Source organism: Bacillus sp. BD48, assembly GCF_046566805.1.
GTDB lineage: Bacteria > Bacillota > Bacilli > Bacillales > Bacillaceae > Bacillus > Bacillus safensis.
Window position 1 is genome coordinate 609728 of sequence record NZ_JANGFM010000001.1, and the last position, 20186, is coordinate 629913.

The window sequence follows — 20186 nt, forward strand, 5'->3', positions numbered from 1 at the left end:
TCCTATTTTCTATTGTATAAATGACAGGCGACTTCATGTCCTTCTTCCACTGCTTGTAATACTGGCTTTTTTTCAGCACACACATCCATTGCGGCAGGACATCTTGTTCGAAATACACAGCCGCTTGGCGGGTTCACTGGACTTGGAATTTCTCCTTTTAAAATGAACCTTTTGCGCTTGTCCTCTACGTCAGGATCTGGAATAGGGATTGCAGACAGCAAGGCTTGTGTATATGGGTGAAGCGGTGTTTGATATAGTGCATCACTCGTCGTCAATTCAACGAGATGACCTAAATACATGACACCGATTCGGTCACTAATATATTTCACCATCGACAAGTCATGTGCAATAAAGAGAAATGTTAATCCTTCCTCTTTTTGCAGTTTTTTCAGCAGGTTCACGACCTGCGCTTGAACGGAGACGTCTAGTGCAGAAATCGGCTCATCTGCCACAATAAACTTTGGCGCTAAGGCAAGTGCTCTTGCAATGCCGATTCTCTGCCTCTGTCCCCCGCTAAATTCGTGCGGATAGCGGGTGGCAAAATCATAGCTTAATCCTACCGCTTCAAGCAGTTCTTTCACGCGGGCAATCCTTTTCTTTTGACTGCCATAAAGCTGATGAATCTCCATTGGCTCCAGCATAATATCTTTTACTGACAGTCTTGGATTTAGGGAGGAATACGGATCTTGAAAGACCATTTGCATTTGCCGGTTGAAATCAAATGATTCTTTTTTAGAAAGGTGGTGAAGACTTTTCCCTTCATATAAGGCTTCACCATCTGTTGGTTCATAAAGACGCATGAGCACTTTTCCAAGTGTAGATTTGCCGCAGCCAGACTCACCAACGAGACCAAAGGTTTCTCCTTGTTTCAGCTGAAAAGAGACACCATCCAGCGCTTTTAAGGTTCTCCCTTTCGATAGATGAAAATGTTTTTTAAGGTTGTTTACTTGTAAAAGTGGTTCAACTGTCATGATCGCTCCTCCTCTCGCTTGGTAAATACCGCCTTGCACCTGCCCATTCCTTTTCATATGAAGTGCCAGAAAGGGAGAGAAGCTCAATTTGTCTGCCGGTTTTAGGCGAATGAAGCATCATCCCGTTCCCAGCGTAGATCCCTACATGGCGGACCGCTCCCTTTCCGTTTTCATTTGCAAAAAACAGCAAGTCGCCTTGTTCTAAATGGCTTGATGTAACCGGTGTTCCTTGAACTGCTTGGTCACTTGCGTCTCTCGGCAAAAGATATCCGCACGCTTTGTACATGCTGTAAGCAAAGCCTGAACAATCATAGCCAAAGCTGCTCATGCCTCCCCATAAATATGAAAGACCCATAAATTGTTTTCCTGCGTCTACGACATCTTTGCCGGTCAAAGAGTAAGCATGTGAAGCTGGACGTACATCCGCTTTGTTGATTTCTCTTATTCCTAATGGGGTGACAACATGAAATTGATCATCTGTTTCTTTAACTGCTGCCAGCTCTGTTAAAAAGCTAATCTCCATATCGGGTTCCCCGTTTTGATATAGCGTGGCTTTTTTCTGACAAACGATAAGAGATGCAGCTGGCGCACTTCCCTCTGTTACTTGCTTTAATTGCTCAGCAGGTATATAGCCTGGATAGCCTTCTGGATGTTTCCGGCTGGCCTGCTGTGGAATGACGACTTTCATCCAGCCATCTGCCTCTTCTAATCCAATCACTCGTTCACCGAGCAGTACTTGAGATTGAATCAAATTTTCTTCACATAAAGCCAGCTTTTCTTCATATGTTTGCTGGTCAATCCATTCTTTGATGTTGATGGAGTCCTGAAGTACCTTTCGATCGATTTCTCTCGGAGACTGCGGCGCTGTCCATACGTTAGCGACTGGAACCTTTGATTCATATATCATCATCATGAGACTCCTTTCACCCCTTGAATGCCTAACCCATGATGCAGCGGTAAAAATATATCTTTTCCTTTGTAGACGATTCCTCCGTCTATCATGTCCTCTTTCAGCATAAGCGGGGCATCAAAATCGCAGCGGGTGATATTCGGCTGGCTTGCGGCGAAATGTGCGGCGGCTGTAATGCCAAGCTTTGACTCAATCATACTGCCAACCATGCACTGAACACCGTATGCTTCAGCTAGGGCATTGATTTTTAGTGCTTCTTTTATGCCGCCTGATTTCATTAATTTTAAATTGATCAGATCACAGCTTCTCGTTTCAAGCACCTTGATGGCATCATGAAAACTGAAAATGCTTTCGTCTGCCATAATCAATGTTTCAGTTGCTTCCGTCACACGGCGCAGGCCTTCAATATCTTCCTTCGGCACTGGCTGTTCTACTAGTTCAATATCCAGCGCTTCCATTTTTCGAATGGCTATGATCGCTTCCTTCCACGTCCAGCCCTGATTTGCGTCGAGCCTGATCTGAATATCCGGCCCGATTTTTTCTCGAATCCGCTTGATCCGCTGAATATCTGTGTGTATATCATCTTTTCCTACTTTAACCTTTAACGTCTGAAAGCCTTCAGCTGCGTATTGCTTCGCATCTTCCGCCATCTCAAGCGGACGGTTTACACTGACTGTATAGTCGGTTTCGAGCTGATGACGATATCCGCCAAGGTATTGATAAAGCGGAAGTCCTGCCTGCTTTGCTAAGCCATCATAAATGGCCATATCGATCGCAGCCTTTGCGCTTGTGTTGCATGCAAGCACGCGGTTCATAGCAGAAAAGATTTGTTCATACTCTGCCAAGGAAGCCCCGAGCAAAATGGGTCTAATGACTTCACAGATGGCATAGTCGATGCTTTCCAAAGTTTCTCCTGTAATCACCGATGTGGGAACTGCCTCTCCGTAGCTGACGTCACCTTGATCATATGTGATGATGACGATTAGGGATGCTGCGTCATACACCGTTCTTAAAGCGGTTTTGAAAGGCTTTTTTAGCGGTACACTCGTTCTGCATGTACGAACATCCACGATTTTCATTTGATCGCCTCTTTCGCTGCGACCCCTGGGGAAATGTGCAGTTTTTTCCCTTCCGCATCTAATGCAGCCTGCACGCCCATTGGAATGGCAAAGTTGGGTGATGAATGACCGATCCGAAAGCCGCCAAGTGCAGGTTTCTTTTGCGGGACAATATAGGTTTCCCATAGCTGTTCCAAGGTTAAGGACTGGTCTTTCTTTTTTGGTTCACATTGATGAAAATCTCCAATGATGAATCCAGCCGCATCATCCAATTTTCCAGCAGAGGTAAGATGCTGCATCATGCGATCGATTTTATACGGCTCTTCGTCAATATCTTCAATGAATAACAGCTTCCCCTTCGTATCAATTTCAAAAGGTGTGCCAAGTGTTGTCACGATAAGGGCAAGATTCCCTCCTATGATGTCACCTGAAGCGGTGCCGGGGTAGAAGGTATGAAGAGGTGACAAGTGATGCGTATACGTAAAGGCCTTTGGCGTGAACAGCTGCAAAAAGGTATCCTTCGTATACGGATGGGCCTCTTCAAGTCCCACATCAGAGGAAAGCATTGGACCATGAAAGGTCACAAGACCCGTCTGCTGCTGGATGGCCGTATGTAAAAACGTAATGTCACTGTAACCCCAAAAGATTTTTGGATTCCTGCGAATGAGGTCATAGTCAATGGCTTCCGCAAGTCTTCCCGTTCCGTACCCTCCGCAGGCACAAATAATCGCTTTGACTTCTGGATCTTGGAACATGCCATGAAGATCTTCCACTCTTTCATGATCACGTCCTGCTAAATACCCGTACCGGCGGCCCAAATACTTCCCTTTTTTCACCTTCAGCCCGAGGCTTTCTAAAAAGGCAATCCCTTTTGCTAATTTCAATTCATCAGGCGGGCTTGCTGGTGCAATAATTCCCACCGTATCCCCTGTTTGAAGCGCTGCTGGCAGCTGGTTCATGCCAATCCCCTCTTTCTCTTTGTTTCTTTCAATCTATGGGCATCTTCTCTATAACATGAACGAATAAAGGAACAGACGCTTTTGTTCAAAGCGTCCGTGTTCCTCATTACTTCAATTACTCTCCGTCTACTTGCGCCCATTTCAAATCGATATACCCAACAGGGTGGCGGACAATTCCCTTCACGCCCTCTTTTTGTAAATGGACTTGGTTATAAAAATGAATTGGAATGATCGGTGCTTCTTCAATGAGAAGTGCCTCTGCATCATGAAGGATGCTGTTTCTTTTTTGTTCATCTGCTTCCTGGCTCGCCTTTTTAATGAGCTGATCATAGGTGTCGTTTGACCATCCAGTCCGGTTCATCGCATTCCCTGTTTGGAAGCTCTCTAGGAAATTGATCGGATCTGCATAGTCTGCTAAAAATGAACTTTGCGAGAATTGGAATTTCAGCGCCTTTTGGTCTTCTGCAAATACATTGGCTTCCATGTTTGCAAGCTTCACGTCCACACCCAGCGCTTCTTTTAATTGCTGCTGGATGGCTTCAGCTTTTTTCTTATTCTCAGGCTTTGTACTATATGTTAATGTGACGGGCGGAAGCTTTGAATAGTTCTCTTCTTTCAGCCCTTTTTCTAATAGCTTCGCAGCTTCACTCGTATCTTGTTTGACAAGATCGCCGCCAGCTTCTCTGAAATCCTCACCCTTTGAATCTAGAATCCCCGGCGAAACGAAGGCGCGAGCTGGCTTCTCTTTATTCTTTGTTACATAATCCACGATATCTTGCGGATTGATCGCCATTTGAAAGGCTTTGCGAATGTTCTTATTTTGAAAAGGTTCCATGTTCACATTCAGACGATAAAAGAACAGTCCGGCCTGATCTTCAATTTGCACATCTTTATTTTTCAGCAAATTTTCACTTTGTTCTGCTGGGACAAAGGCAGTATCTAAATCTCCTGATTGATACATTTGATAATCAGTGTTTCGATCACTGATCATCAGCCACTTTACCTGATCCAGCTTGACTGTTTTTTTATCCCAATACGTCTCACTTTTTTCCATAGTGAAGCTCTCATCATGCTTCCATTCTGTCAGCTGAAACGGTCCATTCCCAACAAAGGTTTTGGCGTCCTTTGCCCAGTTAGGGTCCTTCTCAGCTATCTTCTCATTGACAGGGAAAAAGGCAGGGTTTGCGGTCATATTTAAGAACGATTTCTGTGGGTATGCCAATGTGACTTTTAGTGTTTTGTCATTTTCAGCACTGACTTTTACGTCCTCTTTCTTTCCCTTTCCGCTGTTAAATGCCTCTCCGCCTTCAATCATGTAAGCTAAGAACGATGCAGAGGAGCCTGTTTTCGGATCGAGCAGACGCTTCCACGCATATTCAAAGTCACTCGCTTTCACTGGGTCACCATTCGACCACTTGATACCGTCTCTTAAATGAAATGTGTACGTTTTTCCATCCTCTGAAATCTCCCATTTTTCCGCCATTGCAGGAGATGGTTCGTGCTTTTCATTCAGCCTCGTTAATCCCTCCATTAAGTTATTCAGCCCTTGCCACGATACATTATTAAAACCAATCGGCGGGTCAAATGACGTCGGTTCGTTTTCGTTATTTAAGGTTAATACTTTCTTTTCATCCTTATCGCTTGATGATCCTTTACCTGCTTGCTCATTGGCTGTACATCCAGCGAGCAGCATGATGATAAACAAACAAATACTGATGATCCACCCTTTTTTCCTCATCAAAAACTCCCCCTTTGTGTTGTAGATAACATCGCTTGATTCGCTCGCTCATCCTGAAGCCAGCAATGCACTGTATGAGTAGGTGACCGCTGCGTTTCGTGCGGCATGATATGATCACATACTTTCATGGCAGCCGGGCAGCGATCGGTATACGGACAGCCCTTTGGCGGAGCAAATAAATCAGGCGGGCTTCCTTCAATCGGAATCAGTTCATCTTTCATATCAAGTCTTGGAACAGATTGCAGGAGCCCTTTTGTATAAGGATGCTGCGGACTGTAAAAAATATCTTGTCTTGTTCCGGTTTCAACCATTTTCCCTCCGTACATGACCGCTACCCGGTCGGCGACTTGGGCTACGACCCCTAAGTCGTGTGTGATTAAGATAATGGTAACCCCTGTTTTCCTCTGAATCTCTTTAAACAGCTCTAAAATTTGTGCCTGTATGGTCACATCCAGCGCGGTCGTCGGTTCATCTGCGATCAGTACCTTTGGCTCACAGATCAGTGCCATGGCAATCATGAGCCGCTGCCTCATTCCCCCGCTGAATTGGTGCGGATATTGCTTTAGTCGCTCCTTCGGCTGCGGAATACCGACCAAATCAAGCATCTGTATGGCGGCTTCTTGCACTTCTTTTTTCGTCAGTTTTTGATGCTCCTTCGCCGCCTCCATCAGCTGATCCCCTATTGTCAAGGTTGGGTTCAGTGCCGTCATAGGATCTTGGAAGATCATCGAAATATCCACACCTCGTATGGCGCGCATTTCTTTTTCAGATAATGACAGCAAGTTGCGGTCTTGAAACCAGATTTCTCCCTGATCAACATGCGAGCTGTATGCAGGCAGAAGCCTCATAATGCTTTGTGATGTCACACTTTTCCCGCAACCTGATTCTCCCACAATGGCCAGGGTTTCTTTTTCGTATACATCGACATTCACTCCGCGTACTGCTTGAACTGAACCGCCGTATGTCCGAAAGCTGACGTGCAGATCGATAATTTGTAGAACTTTTTTCAAAGCGCTTCACCTCTTCATCTTTGGATCAAGCGCATCTTGCAAGCCATCACCTAAATTGTTAAAGCAAAACATCGTGAGTGAAATGAAAAATGCCGGGAAAAATAAACGCCACCAATGTCCATTGTCTGACAGCACAGTCGGCAAAGCATCATTGGCCATCACGCCCCAGCTTGCAAACGGTGCTTGAATACCTAAACCGAGAAAGCTTAGGAACGCTTCTGCAAATATCGCGGTCGGCACAGTCAGGGTCATCTGAACGATAATGGGCCCCATCGTATTCGGCAGCAGGTTACGGCGAATGATCCGCAGGCTTTTGGCACCAAAGGTCTTTGAGGCAAGGACATATTCCTGGCTTTTCAGCTGAAGAACCTGTCCTCTCACAATTCTTGCCATTCCAATCCATCCGGTGACAGTGAGCGCTACAATAATGGTGACAAGCCCTGGTCCCATGAGCACCATCAATAAAATGACGACGAGTAAATAAGGAAGACCGTAGAGCACCTCGACAATCCGCATCATGACATGGTCGTATTTGCCTCCCTTATAGCCGGCTATGCCCCCATAAATCACACCGATGGCAAAATCAATCAAGGCTGCCATGACGCCCACAAATAACGAAATGCGTGCTCCGTACCAAGTACGTGTGAACACATCTCGTCCAAGCTCATCTGTTCCAAACCAGTGAGCAGCCGAAGGCGGCAGATTTTGCATCGAAAGACGCTGCTCTGTCACACTATTTGGCGCAAGCAATGGGCCTAAGACTGCCATGACAAAAAGAAAAATCAGGACCGATAGACTAAACATCGCAAGCTTATTTTGTTTCAGCCGTCTCCATGTATCTGCCCAATATGAAAGAGAGGGTCTTTTAATGGCATGGGCTTCCGTTTTCTTTTGCTCTCGAGGAGAAAACCATTCGTCCGGCACTTCAGGATGTCTGTTCGGTGGATCATGCTGAAGGTGTATACTCATGCCTTTCCTCCTTTCTGATGCAGCTGAATCCTAGGATCAAGGAGACGATACGCCACATCGACAATGAAGAGAAGTGTGATTAAAATGATGCTGTAAAAAACAGTGGTTCCCATGATGACAGGATAATCACGGTTGTTAATACTCTCGACAAAGTATTTTCCCATGCCAGGAATCGCAAAGATTTTTTCAATGACAAAACTTCCTGTTAAAATGCTTGCGACAAGTGTGCCAAGAATGGTCACAACAGGCAAAAGCGCATTACGAAGCGCATGTTTGAACACAATTTTAAAGGGAGAAAGTCCTTTTGCTTTAGCCGTGCGAATATAGTCCTGAGACAGCACTTCAATCATGCTCGATCTTGTTAGCCGAGCAATAATGGCCATCGGACTAACGGCAAGAGCAATGGTTGGCAGCACCATATGCATCGGACTTGTCCACATCGCTGTAGGAAAGAGCTGCAAATTCACAGCAAGCTGCTGAATTAATAGGGTAGCAAAGATAAAGTTTGGAATGGATATACCAAAAACAGCAATGGTCATGGCGATGTAATCAATCAAGCCATTGTGCCGGAGGGCAGCCATGACCCCTAGCAGAATGCCAGAGATGACAGCAATCAATATTGAGATAAGACCAAGTTCAAATGAGACTGGGAAGCCTCTTGCCAATAGATCATTGACACTTTCAGAAGGCTTTTTAATGGAAGGACCAAAATCAAAGGTAACAATGGATTTTAAATAGATGACATATTGTACATAGAGTGGTTCGTCTAAGTGATAGTAGCTTTCGAGGTTTCGCTGGACGGTTTCGTTTGTATTTCGTTCTTCATTGAAAGGCGATCCTGGGATGACCTTCATTAAAATAAACGTTAAAGTCGTAATCGTTAAGATCGTAGCAATCATCGCAATAAAACGCTTGAGCAAAAAGCTGGCCATCTGCTGTCTCCCCCTCACTTAACAAAATGTTGTACGTGCGGCAAGCTCTGTCATGACAAGCATCGCTTGATAGGCTTCTAATATATTGTCTGCTTGGTACGTCACCGTCGTTGTTCCTTCTATGATGGCAGTACCCGGCATTAAATTCGCCCATTCAGCTTGTCCATAATTGGCAAACTCAATCTTAAGCAGCGGCTGATCAGGAGGCGTCAGCGGTTTCATTTGATCAATCTGTTTCATCGCGGCTTCCACTTGCTGCGAGATTTGTTTATTCACTTTGGCAGGAGGTAAGCATTTCACAGCAGATCTTGAGATGGTCTCTTTCACTGCTACTGTTTTCACACCAGGCATCAGCTTTTCTGCCTCAAGTGCTGCTTGATCATCCCCGCAAACAAGAATCACTGGAACACCATAGTAGCCTGCAACATACGCATTAAAGCCCATTTCCCCAATTGGATGATCATTTATGTAAAAATGTCTGACCCCAAAAATCATACTGTGTGACATCACACCTTTCATTGATGCCCTTGCATGATAGCCTAAAAAAACAGCTGCATCATAGGTTTGATCCAATCCTTGCACCATTGAATAAGGCTTTACGTCACCTGATATGAGAACTGCCTCTTCATGCAGTTCTTCGATCAAAAGGTTATTCATTTTAGAATGACTGTCATTGACCAAAATGTCGGTTGCACCATGCTGAAGAAGCGCTTCTACACAAGCATTCACTTCACCCGTCATGATGCGTCTGCCCCGCTCATAGTTGTGCTGGCGCGAATCAACAAATGTATGATCAGCTAGACCAGTAATCCCCTCCATATCGACAGATACATAGAGCTTCATTCCCATCCCCCTTTAATTAAACATAAAATTTGTGTATATTTTTCTAAATTTTCTAAAAAATTATATGAGAACTTGATTGATTTTTCAATACAATGTCTGAAAATAAGGAATTTAGACTTAGATACTACAGGTCAAAAGACTTTATCAGAAAGGATTTTTTTAACAAATAAAACACCACTAACTATGTCTTTAGTGGTGTTTATCCGCTTCGTTGATCTGCGATTTCAGCTGTTCATATTTCTTCATGGTTTGTGTAAATAAATCATCAAACATTTGAGGTGCCTGCTGTTGAATGACCTCTGCACCTTCTCCTGTAATTCCCCCTTTTGTCGCCACTCTATCGACAGTTTCAGCAAAGGTTAGGCCTCGTTCTACAAGGACCTGGCCAGTACCTAAAAGGGCATACGTTAAAAATTCATTCGCTTCCTCTAAGGAAAGGTTACTATTTCTCACAGCCGCTTTCGCCATTTCTTCAAAAAGAGCAGCGATAAAACCAGGAGATGAGCTTGTCAAATTGCTCGCCGCATCAAACCGGTCTTCCTCTACTTCCCTGACGATGCTGAAAGCTGAAAGCAGACGGTGCAAACGCTCCGTTTCCTCACGTCCTGCTGTTGCACCATGCGCAACAAGTGATACGCCCGTCCCAACAGCTGACGTGAGTGTTGGGATGTATCTAGACACTGGCTGTGCTGTATGCGCTTGTAACCTTTCTAATGTCACAGCTGCTGCTACTGACACAATATGTACCGTTCTCGCTTGAGAAGGCAGCTGATCCAGAACATCAAGTACTGCAAGCGGCGGCACGCAGACAAACAATAGATCACATGACGCAGAAAGTTCGTCTAATGAACAAATGTTGATTTCTTGATGTTTTTCTTTGAGCTGCAGCAGGCGCTCCGTTTCACTTCTTGTATGGATCATGATTTGATGAGCATGCAGCACCTCATTTTCCAGCCACTTTTGCACCATCATATCAGCCATACTTCCATATCCAATCATTCCAATTGTCTCCACAGTTTAATCTCCTCTATTTTGCTTAGATTCACTACTTATTTTAACAATTTCCCACAATGTTTTCATTTTTATCCCACACTTTTTTCTTACGATAAAGTCAGTCTCCACCACATACGGTAATACGCCCTTGAACACATACATGAAAAAATCGATGAAAGAGAGTGATTTAAATGACACACCACAAAGATGATAAACAAACAATTGAACAAACTCAAAAGCAGAAAAAGCGAAACGGCTGGCTTAAGCCATTTGTCAGCGGTGTTGTGGGCGGTATATTAGCGTTAAGCATTTACGTTCTTACGCCATATGCTCAGCATTCATCAGACAGCACTGCAAATGATTCGGCAGCGAAAACTGAAGCAGTATCGACAAATCACACGAATTCGTCAAAAACAACAGCCGTCCAAACATCAAATTCATCAAGCAGCATCTCCAGCATGGTCGAAAATGTATCACCAGCTATCGTCGGCATTACAAACTACCAATCTCAAACACAAACAGACACGAGCTTTGGCGATTTTAATACGCCTTTCGATGAATCACAGCAAAACAAAAGCAGTCAAGAGGAAGAAACCGGTACAGGCTCAGGAGTGATTTTCAAAAAATCAGGCAATAAAGCCTATGTCTTAACAAACAACCACGTCATTGAAGGGGCAAATAAACTAACCGTATCCTTACACGATGGCAAAACCATTGAAGGAAAACTGGTTGGAGCTGATCCGCTCACTGACTTAGCCGTTGTGGAAATTAGCAGCAGTCATGTGACGAAGGTTGCGGCATTAGGCAATTCCTCCTCACTGCGTGCTGGGGAAACCGTTATTGCGATCGGAAACCCGCTTGGTGAAGATCTTTCTAGAACGGTGACACAAGGAATTGTCAGCGGCGTCGACCGAACAGTCTCTATGAATACATCAGCAGGCGAAAGCAGCATTAATGTCATTCAAACAGATGCAGCCATTAACCCAGGTAACAGCGGCGGCCCGCTTCTGACAACAGACGGAAAGGTTGTGGGGATCACGAGTATGAAAATATCTGAAACAGGTGTTGAAGGCATTGGGTTCGCACTGCCAATCAACGATGTCAAACCAATTGCTGATCAGCTTCTTGCAAAAGGAAAAATTGAACGTCCATATATCGGCATCAGCATGCTGGATCTCGAACAAGTTCCAGATGTGTATCAGAAAGAAACACTCGGACTCAAAAGCAGTCAGCTCGATCAAGGCGTGTACATCAAAGATATCGCCGCTGGTTCACCTGCCGCCAAAGCTGGCTTAAAGTCAGAGGATGTCATTACCGGCATCAATGGGAAACAAATCAAAACTGGCAGTGAATTACGTCATGAGCTATACACGAATGCAAAAATAGGAGACACCGTGAGCATCACCCTCATTCGAAACGGAAAACAAGAAACAAAGCAGGTCACATTAACACAATCTGAATCTAAGCAGGTCAGTTCCTAATGAAAAAGCAGCTCAGTTGATGAGCTGCTTTTTTTTATGACGACTGAATTGGTGTTAATCTTTGTTCAATTTCTGCTCGTTTATGCTCTAGGAACGGTGGAAGGGCTAATTGATCGCCAAGCTCATCCACCCCTTCATCGACTGTAAACCCAGGGCCATCTGTTGAAATTTCAAATAAAATACCATTCGGCTCTCTAAAATAAAGGGCTTTAAAGTAGAAGCGTTCCACAACACCAGAGTTCGTGAAGCCTACTTTTGAGATTTTTTCATACCATTTTTCAAGCTCCTCTGCGTCTTTCACACGAAATGCGACGTGATGCACACTTCCTCTTCCCGAACGCTCAGAAGGCCCTTCTGTTTTTTCGATCACATGAATTTCTGTTCCAGCGCCGCCATTTCCTGACTCAAAAATGGTCACGATCTCACCATCATTTGATTGTTCACGGGCTCTTTCAGTGAATCCAAGGATATCCGTTAAAACACCGATCGTTTTGTCGGCTTCTGCAACGGTTAATTCAACTGGACCTAAACCTCTAATCGCAAACGCTGCCGGAATATCGTCATGCACTGGCGGTGAGCCTTCCTCTTGCGTATTCGGTTCTACTGTTAAAAACAGCTGCTGCCCTTCTGGGTCTTTAAAACGCAAAGCAGGTCTTCCGCCTCTCAAGGAAGCTGTTTCTTGCTGCACGCCTTTATCTTCAAACCGCTTTTCCCAAAACGTGAGTGCCTCTTCAGAAGAAACGAGAAGACCTGTGCTTGTGATCGCATTTGTCCCTTCCAAACGGCGGGCAAGCATTGGAATTTCAAAAAATGTTAGCTCCGTTCCTGGTGAAGCGACCTCATCTCCATAAAACAAGTGATACATAGACGGGTCATCCTGATTGACTGTTTTCTTTACAAGTTTCAAGCCAAGGATTTGGCGGTAGAAATCAACATTTTTCTGAGCATTGGCTGTTAACGCAGATACGTGGTGAATCCCATTGATTTTCATTATTTTCACTCCTATTTTAAATTATCTCGAATTCGAGATAATATCCTTATGAATAAAATAGTTCATTTTTCAAGAAAAGTCAACCATTTGGCTGCACGTTTACTGGATGTTCGGTTTCTGGTCATTAAATTAACATTAAGTCAGAAATAATCTTTCATCGTTCGTTTTTAACACTACATTTACCCTGATATCTCCAATAAATGAACACTTTTAAATACAAATACGAAAATCAGAAAATTTTTTTAATTCTTGTTTTCCTAAAATCGTATTACAATGAACAAAATACATGTCACAGTAACGTACGAAAGTGATGCAGGAGGTCGTGTGTAATGAACAAAGAACAACCAGCGTTAAAACAAGACATCGGCTTATTTTTCGCCCTATCTCTTGTCATCGGGACCATTATCGGGTCAGGCGTCTTTATGAAGCCAGGCAACGTCCTTTCCTATTCAGGAAGCTCAGACATCGCCTTATTCGCTTGGCTGTTAGGTGGCATCTTAACCCTTGCAGGCGGACTGACTGTCGCTGAAATTGGTACACAAATCCCGAGAACCGGCGGTTTGTACGCCTATCTTGAAGAAGTGTATGGTGAATTTTGGGGCTACTTATGCGGCTGGGTGCAGATTATTATTTACGGACCAGCCATCATTGGTGCACTTGGACTTTATTTTGGTTCATTATTAGCTAATTTATTTTCTCTTTCGACTTTATGGTCTACAACAATCGGCATTATCACCGTTTTATTTTTATGTATCATCAACATCATGGGAACAAAATACGGCGGATTTGTTCAGGGGCTGACTACTATCGGAAAGCTTGTCCCAATTGCCGCTATTATTGTGTTTGGCATATGGAAAGGGAACGAAAATATCTTTATGGCTGTCAACGATAGTATCGCTCAAATGAACTTCGGTGCAGCGATTTTGGCTACGCTGTTTGCCTATGATGGCTGGATTTTACTTGCTGCACTTGGGGGTGAAATGAAAAACCCTGAGAAACTGCTTCCTCGTGCGATGGCAGGCGGAATTTTAATCGTGACGGCTTGTTATCTCTTTATTAATGTCGCACTTTTGCACGTGCTGCCAGCTGATCAAATCGTCCAGTTAGGTGAAAATGCGACAAGCACTGCTGCTACCATGCTCTTTGGGCCAATTGGCGGGAAAATCATTAGTATTGGGATCATCATCAGCATCTTTGGCTGTTTGAACGGCAAGGTTCTTTCATTCCCACGTGTGATTTTTGCGATGGCAGAACGAAAGCAGATTCCCTTCGCCAACGCGATTTCGCGTATTCACCCAACGTTTAAAACACCTTGGATCGCTGTATTTGTGCAAATTCTGATCGCCATTGTGTTTATGATCGTCAGTAATCCAGAGAAGCTGTCAGAGGTTTCGATTTTCATGATCTACATCTTTTATGTCATGGCCTTTTTCGCAGTCTTTAAGCTGAGAAAACAAAACAGCGGAATAAAGCGTGCTTACAGTGTACCACTTTACCCGCTGACACCAATCATTGCGATTATCGGTTCTTTCTTCGTCTTAATCAGCACCATGATCACCGATTGGAAAAGCTGCCTGATCTCCATGCTGATCGGCATTGCTGGACTGCCTATTTATTATTATATGAAAAAAACACAAAATAAAGCAGAGCGCTAAACAGCCCTCTGCTTTATTTTTTATATTGTTTGATCACTTTGTATGATTCGTTTAAATATCTCATGAGCCGGTATGGTTTACTAAGCACGCGGATTGGGAGCCTTGAGATAAATCCATTCAGGTTCGACTTATATTCCTGCGTCATGCGCTTTGGCTTTGTCGCTATTTTCTCGTATACTTCTTTGTAAAATTCCTTCATGATGTCGACTTGCACACTGATCTTTTGATGACACTCTGTACACTCAACGCTTTTCATCTGATCATTCACATAAACGATGCTGTGGAGGGTCTCTTCTTGGCACCGAGTACAGTGTAGGTTTGCTTCCATTTCGGTTTTCTTCAAGATACACAGCTCCTTTCTCGTTTGATGTTGCTCTTGTTATACCATTCGAACACTGTCAGCCTTTTATTGGACGGATGCTTCCTTTAAAATGGCTGCCGCCGTTAGTTCGTCTGTCACCAGTACTTGGATGAAGCCGCCATTTAAAGCCCCTAAAATACTCTCAGCTTTATGGGTTCCTTCTACAACAGCGATGACCGTTTTGACGCTCTTTAATTGTTCCAGCGATAAGCCAATGACCTTTTGATTCAGTTCATCTTGGACAGGTTTTCCTTCTCCATCAAAGAAACGAAAGCCAATATCACCGACAGCCCCTGATTGCCTTAAACCAGATAAGTCCTCTTCTTTTAAATAACCGACTGTTTTTAAAGTTGACCCTTTATGCGGGTTGCCAATACCGATGAGGGCAATATCCACATTTCTGCCTTCTTCAAGAACAGCTTCTATGTCCTGCATCGCCATAAGCCGTTCTTTTAATTCTTCTGTTTCTAAAATCGCAGGGGCATATAAATAGGAACACGTGCCGTTCATTTTCTTTGCCAGCTCATATGCCAGCTGATTGGCATGAATGTCGACCGCCTGCCTGCCCATTCCGCCCTCTAAAGGAATGACCTTCACATCGTTTCTTCGTTCAAACGGATATTCTTTTACAAGCTCAGCAAGCGTCGTCCCCCATGAAATGCCGATTTTCTCCGCATTTTTCATGTTTTTAGACAAATAATAGGCGCCTGCTTGACCGACTGCCCGCTTCACCATCTCAGACATTGTCCCGACACTTGGGACAACGACTGCATCTGTTAATTGAAAGGTTGTTTCTAGCTGCTTTTCAAGTTCCACCGTATGAATGCTTTCGTCTTTAATGTACACTTCAACGATTCCCACATCTTTTGCTTTTTGTAAGAGCTTTGAAATGACTGGTCTTGAGACATTGAGCTTTTTTGCAATTTCCTGCTGCGTCCACCCGTCTGTATAATAAAGATGAGCAACTTTGACGAGCTGTCGTCTTTCTTCCCAATTCAGCATGTGACATCATCCTTTTAATATACTATGATTACCAGTATACCAAACATTCGTTTCCAATTGGAACAATTGTTATGAAAATGACAAAAAGAGCGATTAACTCTCCGCTCTTTTTCCCTCAGTATATTTCGGCTGATACGTTCTCCCTCCGTCTAACAGGATAATTTGTCCGTGCAAATAGCTCCCCTCGCCACGTGTGAGAAATAAAGTGAGTCCTGCGATATCCTCAGGCTTTCCTAATCTTCCGATGGGAATGAGTGATTGCAGCTGCCGTTTCTCCTCTACAGTAGGATAGAGCGTATCAAGCATTTGAGATTCAATGACGCGGGGGGCAATCACATTGATGCGTATATGATGCGAGCCTAGTTCCTTTACGAGCGAACGCATCAATCCAAAAGCACCTGCTTTTGATGCATAATATTGAATACCGCCTCCTGAGCCGGTGATTGCAGATCCCGATCCAATAATGACAACACTGCCTTCCTGCCGCTCACACATATAGGGTGCCAACGCTTTGATGCAATAGTAAAGGCCATATAAGTTCACAGCCAGTGTCTTTTTCCAAAGTGAAAAATCGACTTCTAAAAAAGGCAGTGATTTTGTCATTCCTGCTGAATACACAAGGTGAGCAATGCCGCCCAGCTCCCCTTCAGCTGCTGATATCATTTGCTGAACACTTTCCCACGATGAAACGTCAGCTTGAAATGTCAGCAACTGAGGATACTGTATCTTTAAGAGCGATAGTCCCTTTTCATCTATATCTGACACAGCGACTTGGTGCCCTTTTTTTAAAAATCGCTCTGCAATTTCTTTTCCGATCCCTTGGGCTCCGCCAACGATGAGAACTGGTTTTTGAACATTAGCCAGCGCTCTCACCCCCATCAAGCATAATCGCCACGCCATCTGTAAATGCACCATAGGATGTACTGAGGAACACCGTCATATGGGCCACAGTCTCCTTGATTTGCTCTGTATCAGAAGCCAAATGGAGAGGAGGCGGCAGCAGCGCAAGCACCCGGATGCCTTTGTCTTTAAATTCTCTCGCTAATCCTTTTGTCATGGCATTCAGCATAGAATTCGATGTAGCATGCGAGATCCCGCCATCACCTGTAATACTGCCTGATGACGATATATTAATGATGCAGCCTTGCTTCTGATCAACCATATGCCATACGGCAGCCTGACTGGAAAGAAAGACGGTATTCACAGCCGATTCCACTTCATCCACCCACTCATCAGGACTCACGTCATCAAGCCCTGTGCCCGCTCCTTGCTCTGCTTGATTGACCAAAATATCCAGTTTACCGCATGTATCAATCACTTGCCTTAGCATCCGTGTGGCATCACGCGGTGTTTCCAGCGGGTTCTGAATGATACTCGCTTGACCGCCCATTTTTTGAATGTCTTCACGAATGGTTTTAGCCTTTGATTCATCATGAAACGTGTGTAAAAAAACATGTGCACCTGCCTGGGCTAAAGCCAGGCAGATGGCTTCTCCAAATCCATCTGTGCTACCTGTCACAAGTGCCGCTTTCTGATGAAGCTGGACGTGCACATGCATCTCCTCCCTATCCCTTGATTATTTTCTCAGCTTACTCACGATATCAAGAGCTGCTTCATAAAAACCTTCTGAGATGGTCGGATGCGGATGAATCATTTTCGCCATCTCTTCTGCTGTTCCTTCTAAATACATAAAGGAGGAAGCTTCTGAAATCATCTCTGTGACGTGCGGGCCAACCATCGTCGCGCCAATCACTTCACCATAGGCTGTATCGTATACCAATTTAATAAAGCCTGTTTGATCACCTGCCGCTAGCGCTTTACCGCTTGCCGCTAAATCAAATCGTTCTGCCCGCACGTTAAGTCCTTTGGCTTTTGCCTCTTTCTCAGTCAGACCGACACTTGCTACCTCTGGTAATGTATAAATACATCTAGGCATGATATCAGCATTCATCTTTTCAGACACACCGCAAATATTACTGACCGCAACAGCGGCTTCTGCCATTGCTGCGTGAGCCAGCTGATAGCCGCCAGCAACATCCCCAACTGCATAGACACCTTCCACACTTGTCTGCATCTTGTCATTCACCTTGATAAAAGGACCATCCAGCTGAAGGTCAAGCTGGCTGACGGCAGATACACTAGGTCTTCTTCCTACACAAACAAGTAGCCTTTCAGCCGTAAAGATATGCGTCTCCCCTTTATCGTCTGCTGCATGAACCGCTTTGACTCCTTCGCTTTCCGTCACCTCTGTCACAGTGGTTTTCTTCGCGATATGGATGCCTTTTTTCTTTAATTCTCTTTCTAGCAGCTTAGATGCTTCCTCATCCTCTTGCGGAATAATGGATGGAGCCGCTTCAATAATCGTGACTTTTGATTGAAGACTCTGGAAGATACAAGCCAGCTCAAGTCCAATGACACCGCCGCCAATGATGACGACTGATGCAGGAATATCTGGAATGTCAAAGATCGTATCACTTGTGTCAAATTGAATGTCTTTAAGCCCTGGTATTGGCGGAATGGCAGGTGAAGATCCAGTAGCAATGATAAGCTCTTTCGTTTCAATCGATTCTGAACCATTTTGTTTTTCAATCTCAATTCGGTGCCTTGTAACAGCTGTACCTCTGCCGTTATATACATCAATCTTTCCTTGCTTTAATAAAAAGGCAATTCCGCCTCTAAGCTTTTCAATGACGTCGTCTTTGCGCTTTCTCATTTTATCGAAGGAAAGGACCATATCACCTGTTTCAATTCCCCAGCTTTTCGCCTTCTCAATTGATTCAATGACTTCTGCATGTTTAAGCAGTGTCTTGGAAGGAATACAGCCCCGATTTAAACAAGTACCGCCTAGAAAATCCTCTTCAATCAATGCGACCTTTCGTCCACGATCAGCTGCTTGAAGGGCGGCAGTATACCCGCCAGGCCCTCCGCCAATGACTGTCAGATCATACGTTTTCGTCATCCGATTCATCTCCTACATTAGCAATTCAAATGGTTGTTCAAGCACTTTTTTAAGGTCTGTTAAAAAGGCAGCCGCTGGTGCGCCATCTACCACTCGGTGATCAAACGATAAACTAACGCCCATCATCGGCCGCACCTGAATTTCTCCATCTACCACAACAGGTTTTTCTTGAATGCGCCCAACCCCTAAGATCGCCACTTCTGGCTGATTAATAATCGGGGTAAAGGTATCAATCGCATACATACCTAAGTTACTAATGGTAAAAGTGGACCCTTTCAGCTGATCTGGCAGCAGTTTTTGGTCACGTGCGTTTCGGCCGATTTCTTTTGCCTCTTTTGTCAGCTGTTTTAACCCTTTTTGGTTCGCATGAGAAATGACTGGAACCATTAAGCCATCTTTTACAGCGACAGCGAGACCAATGTGCACATCATCATGGAAATGGAGCTCATTTTGTTCAAACGTCATATTGATCTGCGGGTGGCGCGTGAGTACGTTGCTGACCGCATGAATGATAATTTCTGTGAACGACAGTCTGTAGCCTGTCTCTTTTTCAATCGCTGGCAATAGCTGTTTGCGTACTTCTTTCGCTTTTGACATATCGATTTCACTTGTTAATGTCACGTGCGGTGCTGTAAAGGCACTTTGTGACATGCGATCAGCGATCACTTTTCTCATACCAGCTAGTTTTTGTGTTTTCACTGGAGAAGACTCTGCTGTTTGTACAGCTGCTGCCGTTACATCACTCTTCATAATTTTCCCGTGTGCACCAGATCCAGCAACATTCGCTAAATTGATTCCTTCACGAGCAGCCACTTTTTCTGCAAGCGGTGACACGCGCTGATTTTTCTCACTAGAGTGGACGGCCGCCTCGACGTCCCGCTTTTGAACTCTGCCTTTAGGTCCTGTGCCAGATACCTCGTGAATCGCTACATGATGATCCTTTGCTGTTTTTCTTGCCGCAGGTGTGGCACGTACTTTTTCATTAGGTGTTTTTGGGGCTTCAGCAGGACTGGATGAATCCGCGCCTGATGAAGACGATTCACTGCTGCCTGGTGAATCTTCATCTGATTGTGCTGGCGGTTCGCTTGGCACCTGTTCATTTGCCTCTCCGATGTATCCAATGACAGCATTGACTGGAATTTGATCATCGGCTTCATAATATTTCTTTAGAAAAATACCATCGTCATAGGCTTCCACCTCAATATTGATCTTGTCTGTCATAATTTCAAAAAGAGGCTCACCGATTTCAACCGAATCTCCTTCTTCTTTAAACCATTGAAGCAAGGTGCCGACTTCCATCGTACTGCTCAGCTTCGGCATAAATATCTCTTTTGGCATGATCTTCTCCCCTTTA

Annotated in this window: 19 protein-coding genes; 2 read left to right on the forward strand and 17 right to left on the reverse strand. The window is 44.4% G+C overall.

Annotated features, from left to right (window positions below):
- Positions 1–2: 2 nt before the first annotated feature.
- From ACLGGR_RS03135 to proG, 10 genes are all read right to left on the reverse strand, one after another.
- On the reverse strand, positions 3–971 hold the full coding sequence (locus ACLGGR_RS03135) for an ABC transporter ATP-binding protein (protein WP_224928072.1): 969 nt from the start codon (positions 969–971) through the stop codon (positions 3–5).
- Positions 961–1878 carry a C40 family peptidase gene (locus tag ACLGGR_RS03140; RefSeq protein ID WP_410972614.1) on the reverse strand — a complete coding sequence of 306 codons (918 nt, stop codon included), beginning with the start codon at positions 1876–1878 and terminating at the stop codon, positions 961–963. The genes ACLGGR_RS03135 and ACLGGR_RS03140 overlap by 11 nt, the downstream gene beginning before the upstream one ends.
- 2 nt (positions 1879–1880) lie before the next feature.
- Entirely contained in the window at positions 1881–2960 is a 1080-nt protein-coding gene (locus ACLGGR_RS03145) for a mandelate racemase/muconate lactonizing enzyme family protein (protein ID WP_410972473.1), read from the reverse strand.
- Positions 2957–3898 carry a S66 peptidase family protein gene (locus tag ACLGGR_RS03150; RefSeq protein WP_410972474.1) on the reverse strand — a complete coding sequence of 314 codons (942 nt, stop codon included), beginning with the start codon at positions 3896–3898 and terminating at the stop codon, positions 2957–2959. The genes ACLGGR_RS03145 and ACLGGR_RS03150 overlap by 4 nt, the downstream gene beginning before the upstream one ends.
- A 115-nt stretch (positions 3899–4013) precedes the next feature.
- Positions 4014–5636 carry a peptide ABC transporter substrate-binding protein gene (locus ACLGGR_RS03155; RefSeq protein ID WP_410972475.1) on the reverse strand — a complete coding sequence of 541 codons (1623 nt, stop codon included), beginning with the start codon at positions 5634–5636 and terminating at the stop codon, positions 4014–4016.
- The gene (locus ACLGGR_RS03160; protein ID WP_410972476.1) at positions 5636–6646 is read right to left on the reverse strand and encodes an ABC transporter ATP-binding protein; all 1011 of its coding nucleotides are present in this window, start codon (positions 6644–6646) and stop codon (positions 5636–5638) included. The genes ACLGGR_RS03155 and ACLGGR_RS03160 overlap by 1 nt, the downstream gene beginning before the upstream one ends.
- A gap of 6 nt (positions 6647–6652) precedes the next feature.
- On the reverse strand, positions 6653–7615 hold the full coding sequence (locus ACLGGR_RS03165; protein WP_034281490.1) for an ABC transporter permease: 963 nt from the start codon (positions 7613–7615) through the stop codon (positions 6653–6655).
- The gene (locus ACLGGR_RS03170) at positions 7612–8547 is read right to left on the reverse strand and encodes an ABC transporter permease (RefSeq protein WP_410972477.1); all 936 of its coding nucleotides are present in this window, start codon (positions 8545–8547) and stop codon (positions 7612–7614) included. The genes ACLGGR_RS03165 and ACLGGR_RS03170 overlap by 4 nt, the downstream gene beginning before the upstream one ends.
- A gap of 18 nt (positions 8548–8565) precedes the next feature.
- Positions 8566–9390, reverse strand: coding sequence for a M55 family metallopeptidase (locus ACLGGR_RS03175; protein ID WP_410972478.1), 825 nt, complete (start codon positions 9388–9390; stop codon positions 8566–8568).
- Between the two features lie 189 nt (positions 9391–9579).
- Positions 9580–10404: a pyrroline-5-carboxylate reductase ProG gene (gene proG / locus ACLGGR_RS03180; protein ID WP_410972479.1), complete on the reverse strand. Its 825-nt coding sequence runs from the start codon at positions 10402–10404 to the stop codon at positions 9580–9582.
- A gap of 170 nt (positions 10405–10574) precedes the next feature.
- On the opposite strand from proG, the gene ACLGGR_RS03185 reads away from it, so the two are divergent.
- Positions 10575–11864, forward strand: coding sequence for a S1C family serine protease (locus ACLGGR_RS03185; RefSeq protein WP_410972480.1), 1290 nt, complete (start codon positions 10575–10577; stop codon positions 11862–11864).
- Between the two features lie 34 nt (positions 11865–11898).
- Here the strand turns inward: ACLGGR_RS03185 and ACLGGR_RS03190 are convergent, their stop codons facing one another.
- Complete coding sequence (locus ACLGGR_RS03190; RefSeq protein ID WP_410972481.1) at positions 11899–12855, reverse strand: ring-cleaving dioxygenase; 957 nt, start codon at positions 12853–12855, stop codon at positions 11899–11901.
- 329 nt (positions 12856–13184) lie between these two features.
- On the opposite strand from ACLGGR_RS03190, the gene ACLGGR_RS03195 reads away from it, so the two are divergent.
- Entirely contained in the window at positions 13185–14510 is a 1326-nt protein-coding gene (locus ACLGGR_RS03195) for an APC family permease (protein WP_251215602.1), read from the forward strand.
- A gap of 13 nt (positions 14511–14523) precedes the next feature.
- Here ACLGGR_RS03195 and ACLGGR_RS03200 read toward each other — a convergent pair whose 3' ends face one another.
- The 6 genes from ACLGGR_RS03200 to ACLGGR_RS03225 all read right to left on the reverse strand — a co-directional run bounded on the left by ACLGGR_RS03200 (position 14524) and on the right by ACLGGR_RS03225 (position 20170).
- Positions 14524–14853 carry a bh protein gene (locus tag ACLGGR_RS03200; RefSeq protein ID WP_142944588.1) on the reverse strand — a complete coding sequence of 110 codons (330 nt, stop codon included), beginning with the start codon at positions 14851–14853 and terminating at the stop codon, positions 14524–14526.
- Positions 14854–14916: 63 nt separating this feature from the next.
- Positions 14917–15873, reverse strand: coding sequence for a sugar-binding transcriptional regulator (locus ACLGGR_RS03205; RefSeq protein WP_024424944.1), 957 nt, complete (start codon positions 15871–15873; stop codon positions 14917–14919).
- 93 nt (positions 15874–15966) lie between these two features.
- Entirely contained in the window at positions 15967–16752 is a 786-nt protein-coding gene (locus ACLGGR_RS03210; protein WP_410972615.1) for an SDR family NAD(P)-dependent oxidoreductase, read from the reverse strand.
- Positions 16730–17431 (reverse strand): SDR family NAD(P)-dependent oxidoreductase, encoded by a 702-nt coding sequence (locus tag ACLGGR_RS03215; RefSeq protein ID WP_251215603.1) that lies wholly within the window; start codon positions 17429–17431, stop codon positions 16730–16732. Before ACLGGR_RS03215 ends, ACLGGR_RS03210 begins: the two co-directional genes overlap by 23 nt.
- An 18-nt stretch (positions 17432–17449) precedes the next feature.
- Positions 17450–18832: a dihydrolipoyl dehydrogenase gene (gene lpdA / locus ACLGGR_RS03220; protein ID WP_410972482.1), complete on the reverse strand. Its 1383-nt coding sequence runs from the start codon at positions 18830–18832 to the stop codon at positions 17450–17452.
- 12 nt (positions 18833–18844) lie between these two features.
- Complete coding sequence (locus ACLGGR_RS03225) at positions 18845–20170, reverse strand: dihydrolipoamide acetyltransferase family protein (RefSeq protein ID WP_251215605.1); 1326 nt, start codon at positions 20168–20170, stop codon at positions 18845–18847.
- Positions 20171–20186 lie beyond the last annotated feature (16 nt).

Bases quoted from the DNA above. Each gene is read 5' to 3' on its own strand.
- ACLGGR_RS03170 (WP_410972477.1), bottom strand. From the start codon at position 8,547: ATGGCCAGCTTTTTGCTCAAGCGTTTTATTGCGATGATTGCTACGATC.
- ACLGGR_RS03150 (WP_410972474.1), bottom strand. From the start codon at position 3,898: ATGAACCAGCTGCCAGCAGCGCTTCAAACAGGGGATACGGTGGGAATT.
- ACLGGR_RS03225 (WP_251215605.1), bottom strand. From the start codon at position 20,170: ATGCCAAAAGAGATATTTATGCCGAAGCTGAGCAGTACGATGGAAGTC.
- ACLGGR_RS03135 (WP_224928072.1), bottom strand. From the start codon at position 971: ATGACAGTTGAACCACTTTTACAAGTAAACAACCTTAAAAAACATTTT.
- lpdA (WP_410972482.1), bottom strand. From the start codon at position 18,832: ATGACGAAAACGTATGATCTGACAGTCATTGGCGGAGGGCCTGGCGGG.
- ACLGGR_RS03215 (WP_251215603.1), bottom strand. From the start codon at position 17,431: ATGCATGTGCACGTCCAGCTTCATCAGAAAGCGGCACTTGTGACAGGT.
- ACLGGR_RS03205 (WP_024424944.1), bottom strand. From the start codon at position 15,873: ATGCTGAATTGGGAAGAAAGACGACAGCTCGTCAAAGTTGCTCATCTT.
- ACLGGR_RS03210 (WP_410972615.1), bottom strand. From the start codon at position 16,752: ATGGGGGTGAGAGCGCTGGCTAATGTTCAAAAACCAGTTCTCATCGTT.
- ACLGGR_RS03155 (WP_410972475.1), bottom strand. From the start codon at position 5,636: ATGAGGAAAAAAGGGTGGATCATCAGTATTTGTTTGTTTATCATCATG.
- ACLGGR_RS03190 (WP_410972481.1), bottom strand. From the start codon at position 12,855: ATGAAAATCAATGGGATTCACCACGTATCTGCGTTAACAGCCAATGCT.
- ACLGGR_RS03140 (WP_410972614.1), bottom strand. From the start codon at position 1,878: ATGATATATGAATCAAAGGTTCCAGTCGCTAACGTATGGACAGCGCCG.
- ACLGGR_RS03145 (WP_410972473.1), bottom strand. From the start codon at position 2,960: ATGAAAATCGTGGATGTTCGTACATGCAGAACGAGTGTACCGCTAAAA.
- ACLGGR_RS03185 (WP_410972480.1), top strand. From the start codon at position 10,575: ATGACACACCACAAAGATGATAAACAAACAATTGAACAAACTCAAAAG.
- ACLGGR_RS03195 (WP_251215602.1), top strand. From the start codon at position 13,185: ATGAACAAAGAACAACCAGCGTTAAAACAAGACATCGGCTTATTTTTC.
- ACLGGR_RS03165 (WP_034281490.1), bottom strand. From the start codon at position 7,615: ATGAGTATACACCTTCAGCATGATCCACCGAACAGACATCCTGAAGTG.
- ACLGGR_RS03175 (WP_410972478.1), bottom strand. From the start codon at position 9,390: ATGAAGCTCTATGTATCTGTCGATATGGAGGGGATTACTGGTCTAGCT.